The organism is Corynebacterium sp. HMSC065D07, from assembly GCF_001810695.1.
GTDB lineage: Bacteria > Actinomycetota > Actinomycetes > Mycobacteriales > Mycobacteriaceae > Corynebacterium > Corynebacterium hesseae.
Window position 1 is genome coordinate 41,638 of record NZ_KV802425.1, and the last position, 18,449, is coordinate 60,086.

Here is an 18,449-nt window from a genome sequence, read left to right on the forward strand (position 1 = left end):
ATCGCCTAGTTATCGTCTTCGGCGGCATCCTCAGCATCAGCCGCGGCGGTGCGGGCTTGCGCGATTTCAATAGCGTGCTCGGCTTCCTCGCGGGAATTGTAGGGGCCCATGCGGTTCTCCCAGCCGGACACCTTTCCCTGGGATACCTCGCCGGTAGACGGGTCGTAGAACCACTTGTTGTCAGCCTCAGCCATAGTTTTCTCCGTTCTGTCGGGCAAGTAATCAGTGCACCCCACACTACAGACCGCCCGCGGGCCTCGCCCGTTAGAATAGATTGGTCACCTACTCCTGCCCTTTCTTTTAGGCAGGCTATCGCCACCAGCAAAGGAGAACCTTCCCGATGCCCCTGTGGACTGCCCCTTCGACCCCGGCCATCGACCGCGTTCGCGCCGCACACCGCGAGAACGTGGGCGCTGATGCAGCTCATGTTGCTAGCGCCCCTGCCACCTGGGCACTCATCGGCGAGCACATCGATCACTACGGCGGCATCGCCATCATGGGCCTGGCCAACATCCGCGCGGCAGCAGCTGTCAGCCCCCGCAGCGACGGCCTGGTCAAGGTACGCCTAGAGCACACCAACGGCGAGACCGTTGAAGACCAGATTTCCCTCGAGCAGGTCTCTTCCCTCGCCGCGGAGCAACAGCCCAGCGTCGATTCCGAAGGCCAGCCCATCGAACCCCCTGCACCCGAAGGGGCCATCGCCGCGCGCCTCGGCGGCATCATCTACACCATGATCAACCGCCAGCTCCTTACCCGCGAGACCGCCGGCGCCGATATCACCGTGGTCAACGACATCCCCGATTCGACCGGGCTCGGCGCCGCCGCAGCCATCGACATTGCCACAGCGCTAGCGTTGCTCGGCAACGCAGATGATCTGCATGATGCTCCGCTGCGTGCCCGCATCGCGGAGGTGTGTTCCCAAGCAGTTGGCACCTTCGCCCGATTCCCTGCGCTGCGCGCCCGCCACTCCGCCGCGCTGCGCGGCGCTGGTGAGTCCATCACCATCATCGACTACGCCGACGGCTCCGTCACCCAGGCACCGCACATGGTCAACAAAGACATCGCGGCTTTCGCGCTGGCCGTGCCGAGTGATGCCGATTCCTTAGAAGCCGTGGCAGAGATTCGCACCCGCGAGCAATTCATCGACGCAGCCTGCCGCGCCTTCGGCACGCCTTCGCTGCGCCTGTTGCCGGATGCACCCCAGCGCGTCCTCGAGTGGCTCGCTGCTGTCCACAAGGTGCACGGCACCGAGAATCAGCCGACCATCGCGCAAGCCACCGCGTGGCTGACCTTCTACTCAGAGGAAACCGAGCGCGCCGAAGGAGTTGCCCGCGCTTTGCGCTCGCGCCGCGGCACCGAGCTTTTCCCGCTCCTCACGCAATCGCAGTCAGCCTTGTCCACCGTGTATGAATTCAGCTCCGCGGAGAAACTCGCGCAGCTGGCTACCGCGCGCGGCGCCGTAGCGGCACGCTCCGCCCACGCGGGCACGTCCTCCGCGGTCATCGCCTACGTCCCGAGCACCAAGGCCACAAACTTCGCGGCCGACTTGGCCGAGGACGGCCTGCTTGTCGTCCCGCTTACTGCCGGAAGCCCAGCAATCACCGAGGACTAGTCCGCCGGCCACGCGAAGAGCACATCGCGCTCCTCAACGTCGGCCTTGACCAAGGACACCATCGTCTCCTTGCCGGTCTCCGGGTGCCCCACGGCCTGCCCCATCACCGGCGGGTCCAGAACAAAGAGGCGCGCCTTCTCGCGCTGTTCCCCGCCATCGACCACCACGGCTTCGAAGTTGGTGCCTACCCACGGCGCCAAGACCGTCGCCTCCGTAAGGTTCAAACAGGCCTTATCCACCTGGGAGGCCAGCTGCGATGTCGAGCGCATCGTGGAAACGACATCCCCGGCGCGCTCGCACACCCACTGCGGACCTCGTAGCCGCCGCTGAGCGCCAGGCAGACCTCCGTGGCGAAGCGGTCAACTAGACGCCGCAGCGGGGCCGTCACGTGCGCATAGTAGCCGCCGATTCCCGCGTGCACGTCCGCCTGGCCATCCTCCAGCCACACGTAGTCAGCACCACGAAGCAAACGCTGGGCCTCGCGCATCACCGCCATCCCGCGTGGTGAATCCGCGTCCACGGAATGCAGGAATTCAGAGATGCTACTCTCCCCCAGATCAAAGCCCAGGGCCTCCGCCTCAGAGCGGAAGGTGGCCTCAGCCTCCGGGGTGGCCGCCGATAGGGTGCGCAGGAAACCAACACCATGTGATTCCATCAGCCTCCCCGCGCACATCCCGGTGAGCAAGGAAATCTCCGAGTTATAGTCCATCACCTCATGGCGCGGCTCCATGACCAGCTCGTAGTGGCCTTTCTCCCCATCGCTGCTTTCGGATACGCGCTGCGAGGGAATGCGCAAGTTGATCGCCTCGCGGCGCAGCGAAGAAGCCTGGCGCAGCTTTCCCACCTCCGGCAGCAAGGCGATGGAGGAATGCAGCGTGCCCTTCTCCAAGTCGGCGTGCACTTGGTCGTAGTCCAGCCGCGCGTGGCTGCGCACGAGCGCGCGCTCCACCGAGAAGTCCTCCACCTCACCTGCGGAGTCAAGGTCGAAGGTCCAGAGGACGGCGGGGCGGTCGACGTCGGCAAGCAGCGAAGCCCTATCTTCGGAGAGCTCTGCCGGGTGCAGCCGCGCGGGCTCATCGGGCAGGTAGATGGTCTGGCCGCGCTTGAGGGATTCCTGCTCGAGTGCGGAACCCGGTTCGATGAACGCGGCGACATCCGCGATGGCATAGAGCACGCGGTAGCCGCCATCGCGCGCCTCGATGAACACGGCCTGGTCCAGGTCCATGGAGCCGGCCGGATCAATTGTTACCAGCGGGATGTCGCGGGCGTCGCGGCGCTGCTCAGCATAGCGGTCCTGCGCGGAGGCGGCCTGTGCGGTGACGTCCTCCGGGAAGTCGGTCGGAACGGAAAACTCCTCGGCGATGGGCCGAAAGTCCAAGGGCGCGGCATACAGTTTCATGCCGCCCCATTGTTCCAAAAAATAAAAGTGTGGGTGCGAATGAGCCAACCTATAAGCCGGATTCTGTGCCGCGCGCCAAGGCGCGGTGGCAAACATCCATCCAGGCCAACCGTTGCCAGTTGGCTCAAGCAGCTACCTTCAGGCTTCGGCGAGCAGCCTACTAACGCCTGATCGGGCCCGCTAACGTGGCGGGCCGTGATGCCTTGCTCCCAGTGGGGTTTACCCAGCCACCGCCATCGCTGACGGTGCTGGTGCGCTCTTACCGCACCCTTTCACCCTTACCGCTTCCCTTTCGCCGCGCCGAAACGCAGTGGAGGCACGCGGCGGTCTACTTTCTGTTGCACTTTCCCGCGGGTCACCCCGGGTTGCTGTTAGCAACCACCGTGCTCTGTGGAGTCCGGACTTTCCTCGGCCCGCGCCTAGCCCCATGAAGGGGCCGGTTCGACGGAACGCGTTTGCCCGGTCGGCTCATTCGCGCCTGTTAGTTTATCGCAGCACGCCCAGATGCCCCACATCGTTGAAACGGTGCAGGGTGCTACCGCCGTCGAAGAACTCGACCTCACTCACGGAAGCCAGCTCCAGGAAGAGGTGGTTGGGCGTTTGCGGTCCGGAATCGAGTGCTTGGCGCACGAAGGATTTGATGGGGTTGACGTGGGAGACCACAAGAACGGTCTGCCCCGCGTAGCGCTGCTGCAGCTCGCGGCGCGCGGCACTGACGCGGCGGTGCACGGCGCGCAGGGACTCCCCGCCCGGGCAGGCCACGGACGTGTCTTTCAGCCAACGCGCGTGGAGCTCAGGGTCGGCGGCATCGGCTTCCGCGAAGGTCTTGCCTTCCCAGCGTCCGAAGTCCACCTCGATGAGGTCCTCGACGGTTTCCACGCGCAGGTCCCTGCCCTTAACCACGGCCGCGGCCGTCTGCTGGCAGCGGCGCAGCGGCGAGCACACCACGGCATCGATGTGGGTATCGGCCAGGGCTTGCGCTGCGGCGAGCGCTTGCTTCTTGCCCAGCTCGGTGAGCTCGGGGTTCGCACGCCCGGAGTACTGCTTGGCGGCGGACATCGCCGTCTGCCCGTGGCGCAGCAGGATGAAGCGGGTGGTCTGTCCAGTCTCGGGGCGCCAGTCGGCTGCGGTAGAGGACGCCGTGCTTGCCGACGTCCCCCCGACCTCCCCGCTGGCATCCTGACTATCCGCAGCGACGGCCTCAGCGCCGTCGCCGGAACCCATGTCGAGGATGCCCGCGGGATCGCCCTTCGCGGCGGCGTCCATCGCCACGTTGGAGAGCGCATCAGCCACAGAGTTCTTCGCGCGCGGGACCCACTCGAGGCTAAAGCTAGGAATCTGATCCAGCAGGCGGCGCGCCTCGATGGCCAGCTTCTGCATATCCGGGTGCTTGATCTTCCAGCGCCCGTTCATCTGCTCCACCACGAGCTTGGAGTCCATATAGAACTCCACCTCATCCGCGCCCAGCTCCACCGCGGCCTCCAGGCCGCGCAGCAACCCGTGGTATTCGGCCACGTTATTGGTGGACTTTTGGCCAACGACGTAAGCGATTTCCCTGAGCAGCTGCGAGCGGTCCTCGTTATAGACCGCGGTGCCAGATCCGGCGATCCCGGGGTTGCCGCGGGAGCCGCCGTCAGCAAAGATGACTAGCTTCATGAGGCCGGGCGCACCAGGTAGGAGCCGCAGTCGCTGCACTGCGGAACCTCGTCGGCAGCAGCGTTGCGCACCGCGTTCTGCTCGGCCGGCGGCAGCACGATGAAGCAACCGCCGCAGCCGCGGCCGGTGAAGGCAGCGGCACCCACGCCGTTTTCTTCACGCACGGTCTCGTATTCCTCCAAGACATCCGCGGGTAGCTGCTCGCGCAGCTCGCCGATGCGCACCTGCGGGTCCGGGCGGTTCGCCGCGGCCTCTTGGGCGGCCTCAGCCGCGCGCTTGAGCACCTCGAGCTTGCGCTCGGAATCGGAAACCTTGGCGCCGTGGACATCCAGGTTGGCGCGCAGTGCGTGGATTTCGTTGTGGGCTTCCTGCAGCTCGCTCATGAGGTCCGCGATACGGGACTTGGCCGCGTAGAGATCGTGCTCGAGGTCCTTGCGGGTCTCCGGGTCGGTCGCAGCGCCGAGCTGCGCCTTGTCATCGCGCTCGCGCTGGCGTAGCTTGCGCTCGTCGGCCTGGATGCGCAAGATCTCCAGTTCCATGTCGTCGACGGCGAGCTGGGCGGAGCCGGAGGCGTCGACAAGCCGGGCGTGTGCAGCCTGTGCCTTCTCGTATTCCTCTTGCTCCGGGATGGTGGTGGTTCCACCGTGTGCCTGGGAGCGCTCGAGGGTGGCCAGCTCCAGCAGGATGTTCTGCAGGTCCTGTGGCAGTTTCATTTAGTTCTCCTTATGCGCAGAAATCGTCCATGGGTCGGTGCGGACATCGATGATCTCGGTGTTCACGCGCAATGCGCCCTCCACAATATCGCGCGCTTGGGCAGTCCAGGGAAACTCGCTGGCCCAGTGAGCGGTATCCACCACGGCCGGGCCCTCCGGCTCCGCCAGGTGCGCGGCGCGCAGGTGCTCGTCCACCGGGTGGTGGCGCAAATCGGAGGTGACGTAGACGTCCACGCCGAGCGCTGCCGCCTGGTCCAGGAAGGAATCCCCCGAGCCGCTGGAGACGGCAACTTTCTTCACCATGCGCTCCGGATCGCCGGCCGCGCGCACTCCCCATTCGGTTTCCGGAAGGGCATCGGCCACGCGCTGGGTGAATTCGCGCAGAGTCACCGGCTGCTCAAGCTCGCCCACGCGCCCTAGCCCTAAGGCCTCGTCGAGGTTCTCATAGGGCTCCACGGGGACGATGGGGCGGCCAGGCGTGATGCCGACGAGCTCGGCCAGCTTGTCGTTGACCCCCGGGCGGGCTTTATCCGCGTTGGTGTGCGCGGCCAACAGGGCCACACCACCCCGGATCAGCGTGTGGATGACCTTGCCCTTCGGGGTATCTGCCGCCACCGAGGTCACCCCGCGAAGAAGTAGCGGGTGGTGCACCACGAGCATCTGCGCACCGAGCTCGACGGCTTTGTCTGCCACCTCCTGGGTGCAGTCCAAGGCGAAGGCCACGGTGCTCACCTCGTCCGTGGGGTCACCGCACACCAGGCCAACGGCATCCCAGGGCTCGGCCAGCTGCGGCGGGTAGGCCTCGTGGATTACGCGGCGGATCTCGCCAACGGTTGTTCGTTCTGCCATCTCGTATGCTCCTTGTTGGCTTGAGGTTTCACGTCAGTCGCGTCGCTGCTATATCCTAGCTTTCGTTCGCCAGCGCACCCCTCTAGCTTAAGGAGCCTTTGCATGACGCCTCCGGAGAACGACAACCAGCTCCACATCGTCTTCGTGTGCACGGGCAACATTTGCCGCTCACCCATGGCGGAAATCATTACCCGCGACGCCATGGAGACCGACATGCTCGATCTCCTCGCGCGAGTTTCTTCCTGCGGCCTCGGCGGTTGGCACGTGGGCCAGGGCGCGGACGAGCGTGCCGTGGCTGAGCTGCGCCGCGGCGGCCACGATGGCGCCGGCCACCAGGCCGCCCAGCTGGGTCCGGACCACATGGACGCGGACCTCTTCGTGGCCATGGACACCGGCCACCGCGATGCCCTCATCGAGCGCGGCATCCCGGAAGACAAGGTGCGCCTCATGCGCAGCTTCGATCCGAACTCCCCGGAGGATGCCAGCGTGGAGGATCCTTTCTACGGCACGGAGGAGGACTTCGCCCGCACCCGCAGTGAGATCGATGCTTCCGTTCCGGGCCTGCTCGAGTGGATTAAAGAGAACCACGGCTAGATAATTCTGCGCGGCTACTAGACTGATCATCATGCTCAAGACATTCCTCAAGCCTGGGTGGGTGCTCTTTCTCATCTTCATCGTCGCGTTTTCCTATTTGTCTTTCACAGTGCTCGCTCCGTGGCAGCTGAATAAGGACGCGCAGATTGTGGAGCGCAACCACCTCATTGAGGAGGCCTACGACGCCGACCCCCAGCCGGTCACCGAAGTCTTTTCTGATGATGGATCCTTGCACAAGGAGTGGGAACGCGTGGAGCTAACCGGCCACTACCTCCCGGAGGATGAGGTCCTCCTGCGCCTGCGCCCGGTGGAGTCCGCCCCGGGATTCCAATCGCTGGTCCCCTTTGAAACCGAGTCTGGTGAGACCTTCCTGGTCAATCGCGGCTGGATGCCCACGGACGAGGGCAACTCCGTCCCCCACATCGATCCGGCGCCCACGGACAAGGTGACCATCGTGGGCATGGCGCGCTACGACGAACGCAAGCACACCTCCGCACCCATTGAGGAACAGGGTTATACGCAGGTCTACTCCATCAATACGGAGCAGATTGCAGAGCTTGTCGACGTCCCCCTAGCCCACGACTACCTCCAACTCTCCCCCGAGCAGCCAGGTGAGCTGCATGCGCTGCCGGTTCCAAAGCTGGACCGCGGCAACCACTTGTCCTATGGCTACCAGTGGATTGCCTTCGGTGTGATGGCACCGCTGGGGTTTGCCTACTTCGTGTGGTCTGAGATTCGGGAGCGCCGCCGCGCCCGCGATGAGGATGCCCTGATTGCTGAGGCCACTGCGGCCGCCACCGGTGCCGGTACCGGCACCCCCGATGCGGCCGCGGACGTCGAAAGCTCCGCGCACGAGGATCCTTCCGGCGAGCGCTCTGATGCTACGACGCCTTCTGCCCCGCCTTCGACGCCTGCGGCTGCCACGCAGCCTTCGCGCCGCTCCCGCTCACGCTATGGCTCCGCCAAGCCGGACTTCTACGAGAAGATTCGCGAGCGCGGCCAGGAGCGCTACTAGCACCTGAATATTAGTGAGCTCAAGTTTCCTTCGTCCCCTGCTCAAGCGCAGTAGACTGCAATAACTAGAGTTACCAACTACCAAGTATCACTAGGGCTTATACCGAGTTCCTACTTGGATTCTCACCATTTGTACATATGAACAAGAAATTAAAGTTTAAGAACTTCCTCGCTTGGGGCGGAATCATTTTCGGCGCACTGATAATCGTAGGAAGTATTGCCTCAGGATCTTTTCGAAGCATTGCTGGAGGACTCTTCATAGGCCTAGCCTTTGTCCTTCCTAGTGCTTGGTATCTGTTACACCAACGGCGAGAGATTAATGGTGCCGCCCCACTTAAACGCCACTGGGGCATCATTACAGCAATTGCAATTCTCTCGGCACTCGTCGGAGGACTTATCACTCCTAGTTCTTCAAGTATGAGTCAAGAAGATTCCGGCGAACATCTAACTGAGCCAGAAACCTCGACCCAGTCACCGGCCCCCAAGACCACCGAAGAGTCGCCTACAACTAGCACCCCGCCGAAGCAAATTGATCGATGTGAACCCATTGATGGGGCTAAAAATACATTTTTCACTGATGGCTCACAAGGCTGGACAGAAGAATGCGACAACGAGATTCGTGCTGCAGAAGAAGAGCGACGCAAACAAGAGGAAATTGTGGAGTCCCAACGGCGTCAGACCGAGCAAGAAGCAGCTGAGGCTGAACAGCAACGTTTACAGCAGGAGCTCGAAGAACAACAGCAGATTGAGCAACAGCCGGCGCCTCAGCTTGATCAGCCGCCAGCTGATTTGAATTTTAGAAGCTGCAAGGAAGCCCGAGAAGCAGGCTATTCTCATATGACTGCGGGAAGCCCCGGCTATAGTCGACGCCTAGACCGCGACGGCGACGGTATCGCTTGCGACAAGGTCGGTTAGCAACAAGAGCTTCGTACTACTCGAGGCGTCCCTAACAGCTTCGCCTTAAATGTACTTAACGCTTCCCACACAGACTCCGTTTAGCGCCACCTAAGATTGGGGGCACTTCTGGAAAAGCAGTTTGAAACACTTACGCTGAAAAAGTGGCCTTCGCGGACCTGCGTAAGTGATTCATTCATCCCCCTCATCTGGGAGCAACCCGGGAATAAGTAAAAGGCCAAACCATAAAGTTGGTTTGGCCTTCCATTTTGTGCGGCCTGAGGGGATCGAACCCGTGGTTTATCCCTGTTGGTAAACGCACTGTTTAGCGGTGTTTTTAGCGCTCCTGCATTGGGTAGAAACTCTACCAAACCATGCGCGTGCAATAAACGTGCAATAAGGAGATTAAGGAGCGCCTGTAATGGATACAGCGACGAAGTTGGACGGGCTGAGTATCCCGTTCTTGGTGAGCGTGAACAACGTGGAGGGACGGCTACAGCTATCGCATGACGCTGTGCTGCAAGACTGGCACCCGTTGGTGGCTCCGGTGCTGGAATACACCCGGCGCGCCGGGCTGTGCGTGCTACACGATGACGAAGGCGATAACGACTACTTCGTTTCTGGCCGTGAGCGCGAGAGGTGGTTTATCCCCGGTGTTTAACTACGAACTCGAAACGCTAGCCAATGGTGTTCGTCTTACCTACGAATTGCCGTATCCAAAGCATGTACCAGCGTCTGTAACCGAATGGATAGCTAGCCAGGATATGACGCGGATTAGTACCAGCGTTTCCGGAACTACAGCGACACAGGTTTACGTAGTCTAGGAATACGAATGCCCCGGCCCTTTTTCAAGGTACCGGGGCGTTTCTGGCTTTGTAGACTTATGCGCCTGCCATAGAGGATGCCAGTAGCGCGGTTGGTCCTGCAATGCTGGAACCAACACCTAGAGCGAGTGCCGCAAGGCCACCGAAGAATACACCGGCAACCAACTTAACGGCCTCCGGATTAATCATATCCGGGTTTGCGATGAAAAATTCAGCTGCGTTAGTAAGCATGTCACTTCCTTTACTTAATCGATAGAGACTTGTTCATATTACCCAATACACCCCGCGCACGGTGTGTTTTAGTTGTTTTCCAAAGCACGATAGATGCTAGGACGTGATACGCCGTAGCGACGGGCGATTTCTGCGATTGATACGCCGCTGGCTTTAAGCTCTACAACTTCATTGACCTGTGCCGGGGTTAGCGATGGTTTACGGCCTTTGTATTTTCCTTTGGCCTTTGCGATGGCGATACCCTCACGCTGGCGTTCTTTGATTAGTGAGCGCTCGAACTCCGCTACTGCACCAAGCATGTTGAGTAGAAGATTATTCATAGCAGAATCTTCGCCCGTAAAGACCAGATTTTCTTTCACGAATCGCACGGCAACGCCTTTGGCGTTTAGTTCTTCCACTATCCCGCGTAGGTCAACGATGTTGCGTGCGAGTCTGTCCATAGAGTGCACCACGAACACGTCCCCCTTGCGGGCGTAGCGGATAGCAGCACTAAGCTGCGGGCGGTTTGTGTCTTTGCCGCTGGCCTTGTCCGTAAACATTTCGTCTACATCTACATCTGATAATTGGCGTTCTTCGTTTTGTCCGTATGAACTTACGCGCTGGTATCCGATTACTGACATTTGCTTAGCGTCCTTTGTGAGAATGTACCGGGGTGTACGTTGGAGTCTATAACCCGGCGTACACAGTGTCAATAAATAGGGATTAGCACCCTATCGTACAGGGGATACGTACACCGCCCCCGGTGTCCGCAGGGGTATAGTCTATCGGACACCCTCGCAGGGACTACCGTGCACACACTGGGTTTGGATTAGGCAGGCTTTGCCGCAGGTTTGTGGCTGAGTTGGGATTGCAACACCTAGGCTTGCACTTTGGCACGGACAACGGCAACACGGAGCCGCCACACCGCTAGCGTCCCCCGCTAACAACGCGGCACCCGTGCACGATTCACAGAGCTGTGGACACCTCTAGCACGTCAAACACACACCCGATAGGGGCAGGGGCCATGCCCCCGCCCCCGGTATCACCACCGAAGCGTATTGCGCCTGCAAACCCGCGCCGGGGTTGCGAAGTCGATGAATTTAATTCGTCAAAAACTTGACAACGGCGTGTGCCATAGGGCATACTGAGGAGTGCTCAGAAATGCCTAAACTCCCGGCAAGCTGCTACTTGACGGGTGGTCTTTTTTAATTCTGAGTTTGGTCTGTTCACCCTGAGGGCGTTGGTAGCAACCTTAGTCGATGCACTGAATTTGCGCAAGCGCCCTCCGCTTTGAGAGAGGAAGATAAACGATTTCGAGAACGACTACTATGGCAGAGTTCCGCACACGCCGAGCGGAGCTAGCAGAAATTGGGCTACGCCAATGCACACGCTGCGGTGAGATAAAGCCACTCGAATCCGGCTTTGATAATGACCGTACCGGAGCCAACGGCAAAGCTGGCCGGTGCAAGGAATGCCGCAACGCCAGCGCCCGTGAGCGCCACAACCGCAACGACGGATTGCAAGGCGCATTGGATAACGGTTTCAAGCGTGCTGCTAAGGCAGGCAGACGACGTAAGAGGTTCAGCGTCGAACATCTGCTAAAAACGTGGGAACGCAACGGGATTGACCCGTGGCGTTGTTACTACACCGGCGTTGATTTAACCCGCGAACCTGGCCTACCGAACACGCGCCAGCTTGACCATATTGAAGCGTTGGCGATTAAGGGCAGCGCTGGCCACACCGCCGGGAATATCGTGCCGTGCGCTGCTTCGTACAACGGTTACAAGCACGACCACCGCGCGGTAACGCGGTATCTCAACGCACCGGAGCACCTGGCCCCGATTGCTTCATACGCTGGCCTAGGCGATGGCATGGCAGGTGTTGATGGTTTTGGTACGCCCCTTGTCCCGGCGCGAGCCGAGTTCACCGACACGGAGGATGACGCGGTTACGCCGCCGCCGCAGATGGGCTACTGCCAGTGGCTTAGGACGTTTGCCATGGCCTAAGTCTTGCTTTGATTACCCCGGTGTGGATGCCCCGCACCGGGGCCTTAGGCATGGACAACTAGTTTTCGATATGAAGGAGATTTCATTGAATAACACCGGATACACAGATGACGAGGTGCAGGCAATGGTGGATGAGTATTTCTCTTCACTACTACCGGAGCGTTCCGCACAGGATTGGTTGAATTTATTTGACAACGATTTAGATGAATGGATTTACCCGGGAATTCTCTGTGATTCCTACACCATGTTTGTCGGTGCGCCGAAGTCTGGTAAGTCTCAAACCGCTGTAGAGGTAGCGGCTGCTATCACACGCGGCAGGCCTGTTCTTGGTGTAGATTCAACACGCGGTAGCGCGCCGGGAAACGTTTTATTCGTCACCACCGAATCCAACGGCCCGAAGGAGAATCTAAGCCGTCTCATAGCCGCAGACGCTGACATTAATCGTGTGTGGATTGACCAGGCCGCCGCTGGCGGTACAGTGCCAGAGAGTTCGTACGCAGCCGCAGAGGCTGGCAACCTGGCACTAGTCGTTGTTGACCATATTCCTGGCCTGTGCGCGAGCAGAGGCGTTGATACAAATTCCCTAGACGCGGTTGGGGTTATTCTGTCCGTGGCCAGCAGATTCAACGCTGCTAACGTCCCTGTCCTGTTCGTGCATCACGCTAATAAGGGCTACAACGGAGACCCCGTAGGCGCTGCGAGTGGGCATAGTTCTATTGCTGGCCTTATGCGGCATCTTGTCGGCTTCAAGATGGCGGGTAACAAAGCGTTTACCACCCTGAGGTTTAACGGCAATATCGCCGGTGGCTTTGATGAGCCTGTGAAGGTGTCCCTAGGCGACAATGGACGGCTAAGTTTGGTCGATTCGCAGCAACCGAAGGCGGCAACGGACACAGACGCGGCAGAGGCTGTTATGGCTGAGATTGCTAAATCAATCCCTGGCCCTACCACGAAGAAAGCGGTGTGTGAAGCTGTGGTAGCTGAGTTGACCAAGCGCGGTTTCGAGAACAATCGTGGTAAGCCCTTTAGCGTTGAATCCGTAAAGAAGAAGCTCAACGGCATGAGCACTCTGGCATGGGATGCGAAGGCGGGATTTGTACAGTCCTAAGTTTTCCCGTTTTCTACGTTTGTGCAGGTAGAAGCGTTACAGTGCGGGAAACTGTTTTCCCGCCGGTTTACGTTTCCGCAGGTCACAGGCGTGGGATTCGGGAAATCGGGCTCCTTATACACTCACTATCGTTCGTTCATCCTCTAAGCGACAAACCTGTTTGGCGCTACGCTTTCTTCGGAGAGTGAGTATTAGCGACCGGCTTAGGCGGTCGTTGATAACGAACGATAAACACCCCGAAGGGGAGCAGGCTTTGGCTGCTCCACGCAGGGGACGTACCACTATGGACTGAGTGGGAGCCGTATTCTGGCGGCTCCAACGAAGGACTGTTAAGTAAATCTGAGTGGAGCGGCGATTGTCCGCTCTACGAAGAACCAAGTGTTGTGTGTGGACTAGGCAGGAGCGGTGAGCTTCGGCATAGGCCACCAAGGACAATAGTGTTCCGAAGGGGAAAGCAACAACGCTTTCCCACGAAGGAAGTTGGTAGACCTGAGTATTCAGACTACGAAGGGCTACACACACCGTCCTGTGCAATGAGCCTAAGCCTCATTGCCCCAACAACGTCTAATCGTCAAGGTCTACCCGGCGCATAAGCTCTACTGGCCGGGCCTCCCTTGACTTCATGTACACATTAACAATGGTTGATACATCTTCCTGGCCTAGGATTCTTCCTATCTCCCTAGGCGTAGCGCCTGCCTCTGCAAGGCGCGTGATGATAAAGTTCCGGCCGTAGTGTGGCGTGATGGGCTTATCAATCCCGGCGCGTTGTTTAGCTCTGTTGAACACGCTGCGGTAGGAAGTATCAAAGACCACCGCACCGGCTTTAGTAAGCGTTGCGTATTCCTCTGGGTGCGTAGCAAAAGTTTTGAGATGCCGAATCACCACCGGAACGAATTCACGAAGCAACGGCACCGTGCGGTATCCGGCGTTTGTCTTCGGAGGATGAAACGCCATCTTCACACCACCTTTGCCATTGGGGACTCTGACAAGGTTCCCCTCAACCCGCACGCTGGCCCCGTTGGTGTCGAATACGAAGTGTTTGTTCTTAACGGCTAGTGCTTCGCCTATCCGAAGCCCGTGGAAGAGGCACAACACGGTTATAAGCCGGTAGCGCTCTGGACCGTTGTCCAGAATGGCCCTAAGCTCCGCTGTGGTTGGAAGTTCTTTAGCCTTTGATTTAGCCCGTGTCCTGGCCGCGTTAATCGCCACTGGGTTCGTGGGCAGATAGCCGTATTCCACAGCCAGCGCTATCGCAGCCCGGAGTTTGTGATACGCCCTAGCGTTGCGGTGGTTCGATGCCGGAAATGCCTGTACAGTTTCTTGCCACCACGCTGCGACGGCTACCGGCGTGAGTTTATCTACTGGAATAGCGCACAGCGTTTCATTTCCTAGCACCCGTGCTGTTACGAATTCTTCGTATGCCTTGTACGTAGAAGCTCGCACCTGTGGCTTGGTCAACGCCAGCCAATGCCTCACCATTTCCCCTACCGTAGGAATTTTGGTCTGTGTTTTCTTCACCACCGGTGGTTCCCACGCGCCTAGGTCTATCTCCTTGCGCACCGCAGCTAGCCACGCCATTGCGTCTAGCCGGTCTCTGAATGTGTCCGGCGCTTTGTAGCGTTGTTTGTCCGGCCCTTGGTAAGTGGCCTGCCAGCGTCCGCTTGGTAATTCGCGCGTAGCGCCCCATGAATTCCGTGCCATAAACGTGCAATATCTCCCCCGATACATGTACTCGGGCGGGGGTACACGTTTCGGTGGTTGGGTTATACTGAAATCGCCCTGTGCAGGGGAAACGGTGGAAACACAAAGAGGCCAACCCCCCCCGAAAAGGGGGCCTGACCTGCTGTTTTGTGCGGCCTGAGGGGATCGAACCCCCGACCTACTGGGTGTAAACCAGTTGCTCTTCCAGCTGAGCTAAAGCCGCAGTGCACTGTGTGCTCGCACAAGATTAGCCTATGGGCACCCGCAGCAACAAATCAGGGTGCAACTAGTCGCTGCGAATGCCGCGTGAGCAGGCATATCCTGCGGTTACTTTAAGGCTTCTTGGTGTAGCCGCGAGCTACAAGGCAGGAGCCCTGCCACTCACCGAGGCGCTCAGCCTTGGTCTGCACCAGACCAGCCAGCTGTGCGGATTCGGAGATCTCACCGGGCTCGAGGTTGCCCGGCTTTCCAGCGCCTGGGGTCAGCAGCCAGATACGACCGGAATCACCCAGGGGACGGGTGGCATCGACCAGCCCATCGACCAAATCGCCGTCCTCCGCGCGCCACCACAGCAGCACGAGGTCACACAGCTCGTCGGTCTCCTCATCGAGGAAATCTTCCCCCAACACGTCCTCGATGGACTCAGAAATCGTGGAGTCACAGTCCTCGTCCCAGCCAAGCTCCAGAGCAATCTGCCCCTCTTCGATGCCGAGCTTGGCTGCAAATCCCGTCACTCGCTGAGTTCCTTCCGATGAAGTAGTTGATGTCATGCAGAGTATTTTAACGTCTACGGTGCACTTTTTCGCGACGAACCTCCCCCCATCTTCCCCAGTGGTGGAAATTTTCCCTCATGAAACCACCCCTGGGGGCCTCCAAATGCCCCGCCGTGAAAGCGGCGCGTATCCTAGGAACAGATCTTTGTACTACGAACCAGGAGGATTTAATGGCCGACTTGGACGCCCACAACGGCGACTCCAACTTCCCCATCGTTCGCGATGGCGTGGCAGCATACCTGCACGACTCCGACCCGGAGGAAACCCGCGAGTGGATGGACTCCCTCGACGGTCTTCTGGACTCTTCCGATCCGGAGCGCGCCCGCTACCTCATGCTGCGTCTTCTTGAGCGCGCTACCGCCAAGCGCGTGCCGTTGCCGTCCCTGACGTCCTCGGATTTTGTCAACACCATCCCGACCTCCCTCGAGCCGGAGTTCCCGGGCGATGAGGAATTGGAGAAGCGCTACCGCCGCTGGATCCGCTGGAACGCGGCCATCATGGTGCACCGCGCACAGCGCCCAGGCATTGGCGTCGGTGGACACATTTCCACGTACGCAGGCGCTGCCCCGCTGTATGAGGTGGGCTTGAACCACTTCTTCAAGGGCAAGGATGATCCCTCCGGCGGTGACCAGGTCTTCTTCCAGGGCCACGCTTCACCGGGTGTCTACGCACGCGCCTTCATGGAAGGCCGCCTCACCGAGGAAGAACTCGACGGTTTCCGCCAGGAGCACTCGCGCGGCGAGGGCAAGGGCCTACCGTCCTACCCGCACCCGCGCCTGATGCCGGACTTCTGGGAATTCCCCACCGTGTCCATGGGCCTTGGCCCCATCAACGCCATCTACCAGGCACGCTTCAACAAGTATCTGGAAAAGCGCGGCATTAAGGACACCTCCAAGCAGCACGTCTGGGCCTTCCTCGGCGACGGCGAGATGGATGAGCCGGAGTCCCGCGGTCTGCTGCAGATGGCTTCCCTCTACGAGCTGGACAACCTGACCTTCGTGGTCAACTGCAACCTGCAGCGTCTCGACGGCCCTGTGCGCGGCAATACCCAGATCATTCAGGAGCTGGAGTCCTTCTTCCGCGGTGCCGGCTGGTCCGTCATCAAGATTGTCTGGGGCCGCGGCTGGGACAAGCTGCTTGAAGCCGATAAGGACGGCGCCCTGGTCAACATCATGAACACCACCTCAGATGGTGACTACCAGACCTTCAAGGCTAACGACGGCGCCTACGTCCGCGAGCACTTCTTCGGCCGTGATGAGCGCACGCTCAAGCTGGTTGAGGACATGTCCGATGATGAGATTTGGGCACTGCGCCGCGGCGGCCACGACTACCGCAAGATCTACGCCGCTTACGACAAGGCGCTGAGCTACGCGGGCACCGGCCGCCCGACGGTCATCCTGGCCCACACCATTAAGGGCTACGGCTTGGGCCACAACTTCGAGGGCCGCAACGCGACCCACCAGATGAAGAAGCTGACGCTGGAGGATCTGAAGCTCTTCCGCGATAAGCAGGGAATCCCGATCAGCGACGAGCAGCTCGAAGCCGATCCGTACCTGCCGCCGTACTACCACCCGGGCAAGGACGCCCCGGAAATCAAGTACATGCTGGAGCGCCGCAACGAGTTGGGCGGCTTCTTGCCGGAGCGTCGTGAGGACTTCGAGACTCTCACCACCCCGGATCTGTCCAAGCTGCGCTCGGTGCGCAAGGGCTCCGGCAAGCAGGACGTAGCCACGACCATGGCTCTGGTGCGTACCTTCAAGGAGCTCATGCGCGATAAGGAGCTGGGCAAGCGCGTCGTGCCGATCATTCCGGATGAGGCCCGCACCTTCGGTATGGACTCCTGGTTCCCGACCTTGAAGATCTGGAACCCGCGTGGCCAGAACTACGTCCCGGTGGATCATGACCTCATGCTCTCCTACCGCGAGGCTGCCGACGGCCAGATTCTGCACGAGGGTATCTCTGAGGCAGGCGCAGCTGCCTCCTTCACCGCAGCTGCTACCTCGTACGCCACCCAGGGCGAGGCGATGATTCCGCTGTACATCTTCTACTCGATGTTCGGCTTCCAGCGCACCGGTGACGCCTTCTGGGCCGCCGGCGACCAGCTGGGCCGCGGCTTCATCATCGGCGCTACCGCCGGCCGCACCACCCTGACCGGCGAGGGCCTGCAGCACATGGACGGTCACTCCCCGATCCTGGCGTCGACGAACCCGGCCGTGGAGGTCTACGACCCAGCCTTCGGCTACGAGATTGCGCACCTGGTTCCGCGCGGCATCGAGCGCATGTACGGCGAAGACAACGAGCCGATCATGTACTACATCACCGTGTACAACGAGCCAGTCAAGCAGCCGGCCGAGCCGGAGAACCTCGACGTCGAAGGCCTGCACAAGGGCATCTACCACTACAACACCGCGGAGTCCGGCTCCATCCCGGCCAACATCCTGGCCTCCGGTGTGGGTATGTACGAGGCTCTGCGCGCCCAGGAAATCCTGGCTGAAAGCTACGACGTCAAGGCTTCGCTGTTCTCCGTCACCTCGTGGGTCAAGCTGGCTCGCGACGGCGCTGCCCGCAACAAGGAAGCTCTGCGCAAGGGCGTTGAGCCGACCGAGGCATTCGCCACCTCCCAGCTCAAGGGCTTCGAGGGACCGTTCGTTGGTGTCTCCGACTTCGCCACGGACCTGCAGGAGCAGATTCGCCCCTACGTCCCGGGTGACTACATCGTCCTGGGTGCAGACGGCTTCGGCTTCTCTGATACCCGCGAGGGTGCCCGCCGCTACTTCAACACCGACGCCGAGTCCATCGTCGTCGCAGTCCTCGAGGGCTTGGCTCGCGAGGGCAAGGTGGAGCGCAGCACCGTGGAGAAGGCGGCTCGCGAGCTCAAGCTCGACGACCCGACGTCCACCCTCTCCACGTCCTCCGATGAGGACTAAGGCTAGAGCCTAAAACCTCAAGCCCCTTCTGCCTGAGCAGGAGGGGCTTTCTCATGTTCAACTCATGTTCAACTCATGTTCAACTCATGTTCAAGCCGAGGGGCAACTGCCGTTGTTGCCAAAGTTCTGGCCAGATCTTGAAACAGAGGCTATAACTTTGGCAGAACGG

The 18,449-nt window shown here is 60.2% G+C and carries 16 protein-coding genes, 1 tRNA gene, 1 other RNA gene and 1 pseudogene; 8 read left to right on the plus strand and 11 right to left on the minus strand.

The window, feature by feature from the left end; genetic code table 11:
- Positions 1–5: 5 nt before the first annotated feature.
- Complete coding sequence (locus HMPREF2760_RS01870) at positions 6–194, minus strand: hypothetical protein (RefSeq protein ID WP_070596507.1); 189 nt, start codon at positions 192–194, stop codon at positions 6–8.
- A 146-nt stretch (positions 195–340) separates the two neighbouring features.
- Between HMPREF2760_RS01870 and HMPREF2760_RS01875 the strand changes: the two genes are divergently transcribed.
- On the plus strand, positions 341–1,612 hold the full coding sequence (locus HMPREF2760_RS01875) for a galactokinase family protein (RefSeq protein WP_070596508.1): 1,272 nt from the start codon (positions 341–343) through the stop codon (positions 1,610–1,612).
- Here the strand turns inward: HMPREF2760_RS01875 and HMPREF2760_RS01880 are convergent.
- The 5 genes and pseudogenes from HMPREF2760_RS01880 to HMPREF2760_RS01900 form a co-directional block, all read right to left on the minus strand.
- Positions 1,609–3,011, minus strand: a pseudogene (locus tag HMPREF2760_RS01880) (RNB domain-containing ribonuclease). The gene HMPREF2760_RS01875 and the pseudogene HMPREF2760_RS01880 overlap by 4 nt on opposite strands.
- A gap of 36 nt (positions 3,012–3,047) precedes the next feature.
- Positions 3,048–3,482: RNase P RNA component class A (gene rnpB, locus HMPREF2760_RS01885), an RNA gene on the minus strand.
- Between the two features lie 15 nt (positions 3,483–3,497).
- Positions 3,498–4,667, minus strand: coding sequence for a bifunctional RNase H/acid phosphatase (locus HMPREF2760_RS01890; protein WP_070596509.1), 1,170 nt, complete (start codon positions 4,665–4,667; stop codon positions 3,498–3,500).
- A complete protein-coding gene (locus tag HMPREF2760_RS01895; RefSeq protein ID WP_070596510.1) occupies positions 4,664–5,380 on the minus strand; it encodes a zinc ribbon domain-containing protein in 717 nt (238 codons plus the stop codon). The genes HMPREF2760_RS01890 and HMPREF2760_RS01895 overlap by 4 nt, the downstream gene beginning before the upstream one ends.
- On the minus strand, positions 5,381–6,229 hold the full coding sequence (locus HMPREF2760_RS01900) for a Nif3-like dinuclear metal center hexameric protein (protein ID WP_070596511.1): 849 nt from the start codon (positions 6,227–6,229) through the stop codon (positions 5,381–5,383).
- Positions 6,230–6,331: 102 nt separating this feature from the next.
- Here HMPREF2760_RS01900 and HMPREF2760_RS01905 point away from each other — a divergent pair, with 102 nt between their 5' ends.
- The 4 genes from HMPREF2760_RS01905 to HMPREF2760_RS01920 all read left to right on the plus strand — a co-directional run bounded on the left by HMPREF2760_RS01905 (position 6,332) and on the right by HMPREF2760_RS01920 (position 9,392).
- A complete protein-coding gene (locus tag HMPREF2760_RS01905; protein WP_070596512.1) occupies positions 6,332–6,823 on the plus strand; it encodes a low molecular weight protein-tyrosine-phosphatase in 492 nt (163 codons plus the stop codon).
- A gap of 31 nt (positions 6,824–6,854) precedes the next feature.
- Positions 6,855–7,838, plus strand: coding sequence for an SURF1 family cytochrome oxidase biogenesis protein (locus tag HMPREF2760_RS01910; RefSeq protein ID WP_070596513.1), 984 nt, complete (start codon positions 6,855–6,857; stop codon positions 7,836–7,838).
- Between the two features lie 137 nt (positions 7,839–7,975).
- On the plus strand, positions 7,976–8,752 hold the full coding sequence (locus HMPREF2760_RS13025) for an excalibur calcium-binding domain-containing protein (protein WP_083304469.1): 777 nt from the start codon (positions 7,976–7,978) through the stop codon (positions 8,750–8,752).
- Positions 8,753–9,152: 400 nt separating this feature from the next.
- Entirely contained in the window at positions 9,153–9,392 is a 240-nt protein-coding gene (locus HMPREF2760_RS01920; protein ID WP_070596515.1) for a hypothetical protein, read from the plus strand.
- A gap of 220 nt (positions 9,393–9,612) precedes the next feature.
- Here HMPREF2760_RS01920 and HMPREF2760_RS12830 read toward each other — a convergent pair whose 3' ends face one another.
- Both HMPREF2760_RS12830 and HMPREF2760_RS01925 read right to left on the minus strand, forming a co-directional pair.
- Positions 9,613–9,786: a hypothetical protein gene (locus tag HMPREF2760_RS12830; protein WP_168164086.1), complete on the minus strand. Its 174-nt coding sequence runs from the start codon at positions 9,784–9,786 to the stop codon at positions 9,613–9,615.
- A 68-nt stretch (positions 9,787–9,854) separates the two neighbouring features.
- The gene (locus tag HMPREF2760_RS01925) at positions 9,855–10,406 is read right to left on the minus strand and encodes a recombinase family protein (protein WP_070596516.1); all 552 of its coding nucleotides are present in this window, start codon (positions 10,404–10,406) and stop codon (positions 9,855–9,857) included.
- Between the two features lie 687 nt (positions 10,407–11,093).
- Here HMPREF2760_RS01925 and HMPREF2760_RS01930 point away from each other — a divergent pair.
- Positions 11,094–11,771, plus strand: coding sequence for a hypothetical protein (locus HMPREF2760_RS01930; RefSeq protein ID WP_070596517.1), 678 nt, complete (start codon positions 11,094–11,096; stop codon positions 11,769–11,771).
- A 70-nt stretch (positions 11,772–11,841) separates the two neighbouring features.
- Entirely contained in the window at positions 11,842–12,879 is a 1,038-nt protein-coding gene (locus tag HMPREF2760_RS01935; protein ID WP_070596518.1) for an AAA family ATPase, read from the plus strand.
- A 564-nt stretch (positions 12,880–13,443) separates the two neighbouring features.
- On the opposite strand, the gene HMPREF2760_RS01940 is transcribed toward HMPREF2760_RS01935, so the two are convergent.
- The 3 genes from HMPREF2760_RS01940 to HMPREF2760_RS01950 form a co-directional block, all read right to left on the minus strand.
- Positions 13,444–14,397: a tyrosine-type recombinase/integrase gene (locus HMPREF2760_RS01940; RefSeq protein ID WP_168164087.1), complete on the minus strand. Its 954-nt coding sequence runs from the start codon at positions 14,395–14,397 to the stop codon at positions 13,444–13,446.
- A 333-nt stretch (positions 14,398–14,730) separates the two neighbouring features.
- Positions 14,731–14,803 (minus strand) — tRNA-Val (locus tag HMPREF2760_RS01945).
- 109 nt (positions 14,804–14,912) lie between these two features.
- Entirely contained in the window at positions 14,913–15,350 is a 438-nt protein-coding gene (locus tag HMPREF2760_RS01950) for a DUF3052 domain-containing protein (RefSeq protein WP_070517365.1), read from the minus strand.
- 173 nt (positions 15,351–15,523) lie between these two features.
- Here HMPREF2760_RS01950 and aceE point away from each other — a divergent pair, with 173 nt between their 5' ends.
- Positions 15,524–18,280, plus strand: coding sequence for a pyruvate dehydrogenase (acetyl-transferring), homodimeric type (aceE, locus tag HMPREF2760_RS01955; protein WP_070596520.1), 2,757 nt, complete (start codon positions 15,524–15,526; stop codon positions 18,278–18,280).
- Positions 18,281–18,449: the final 169 nt, after the last annotated feature.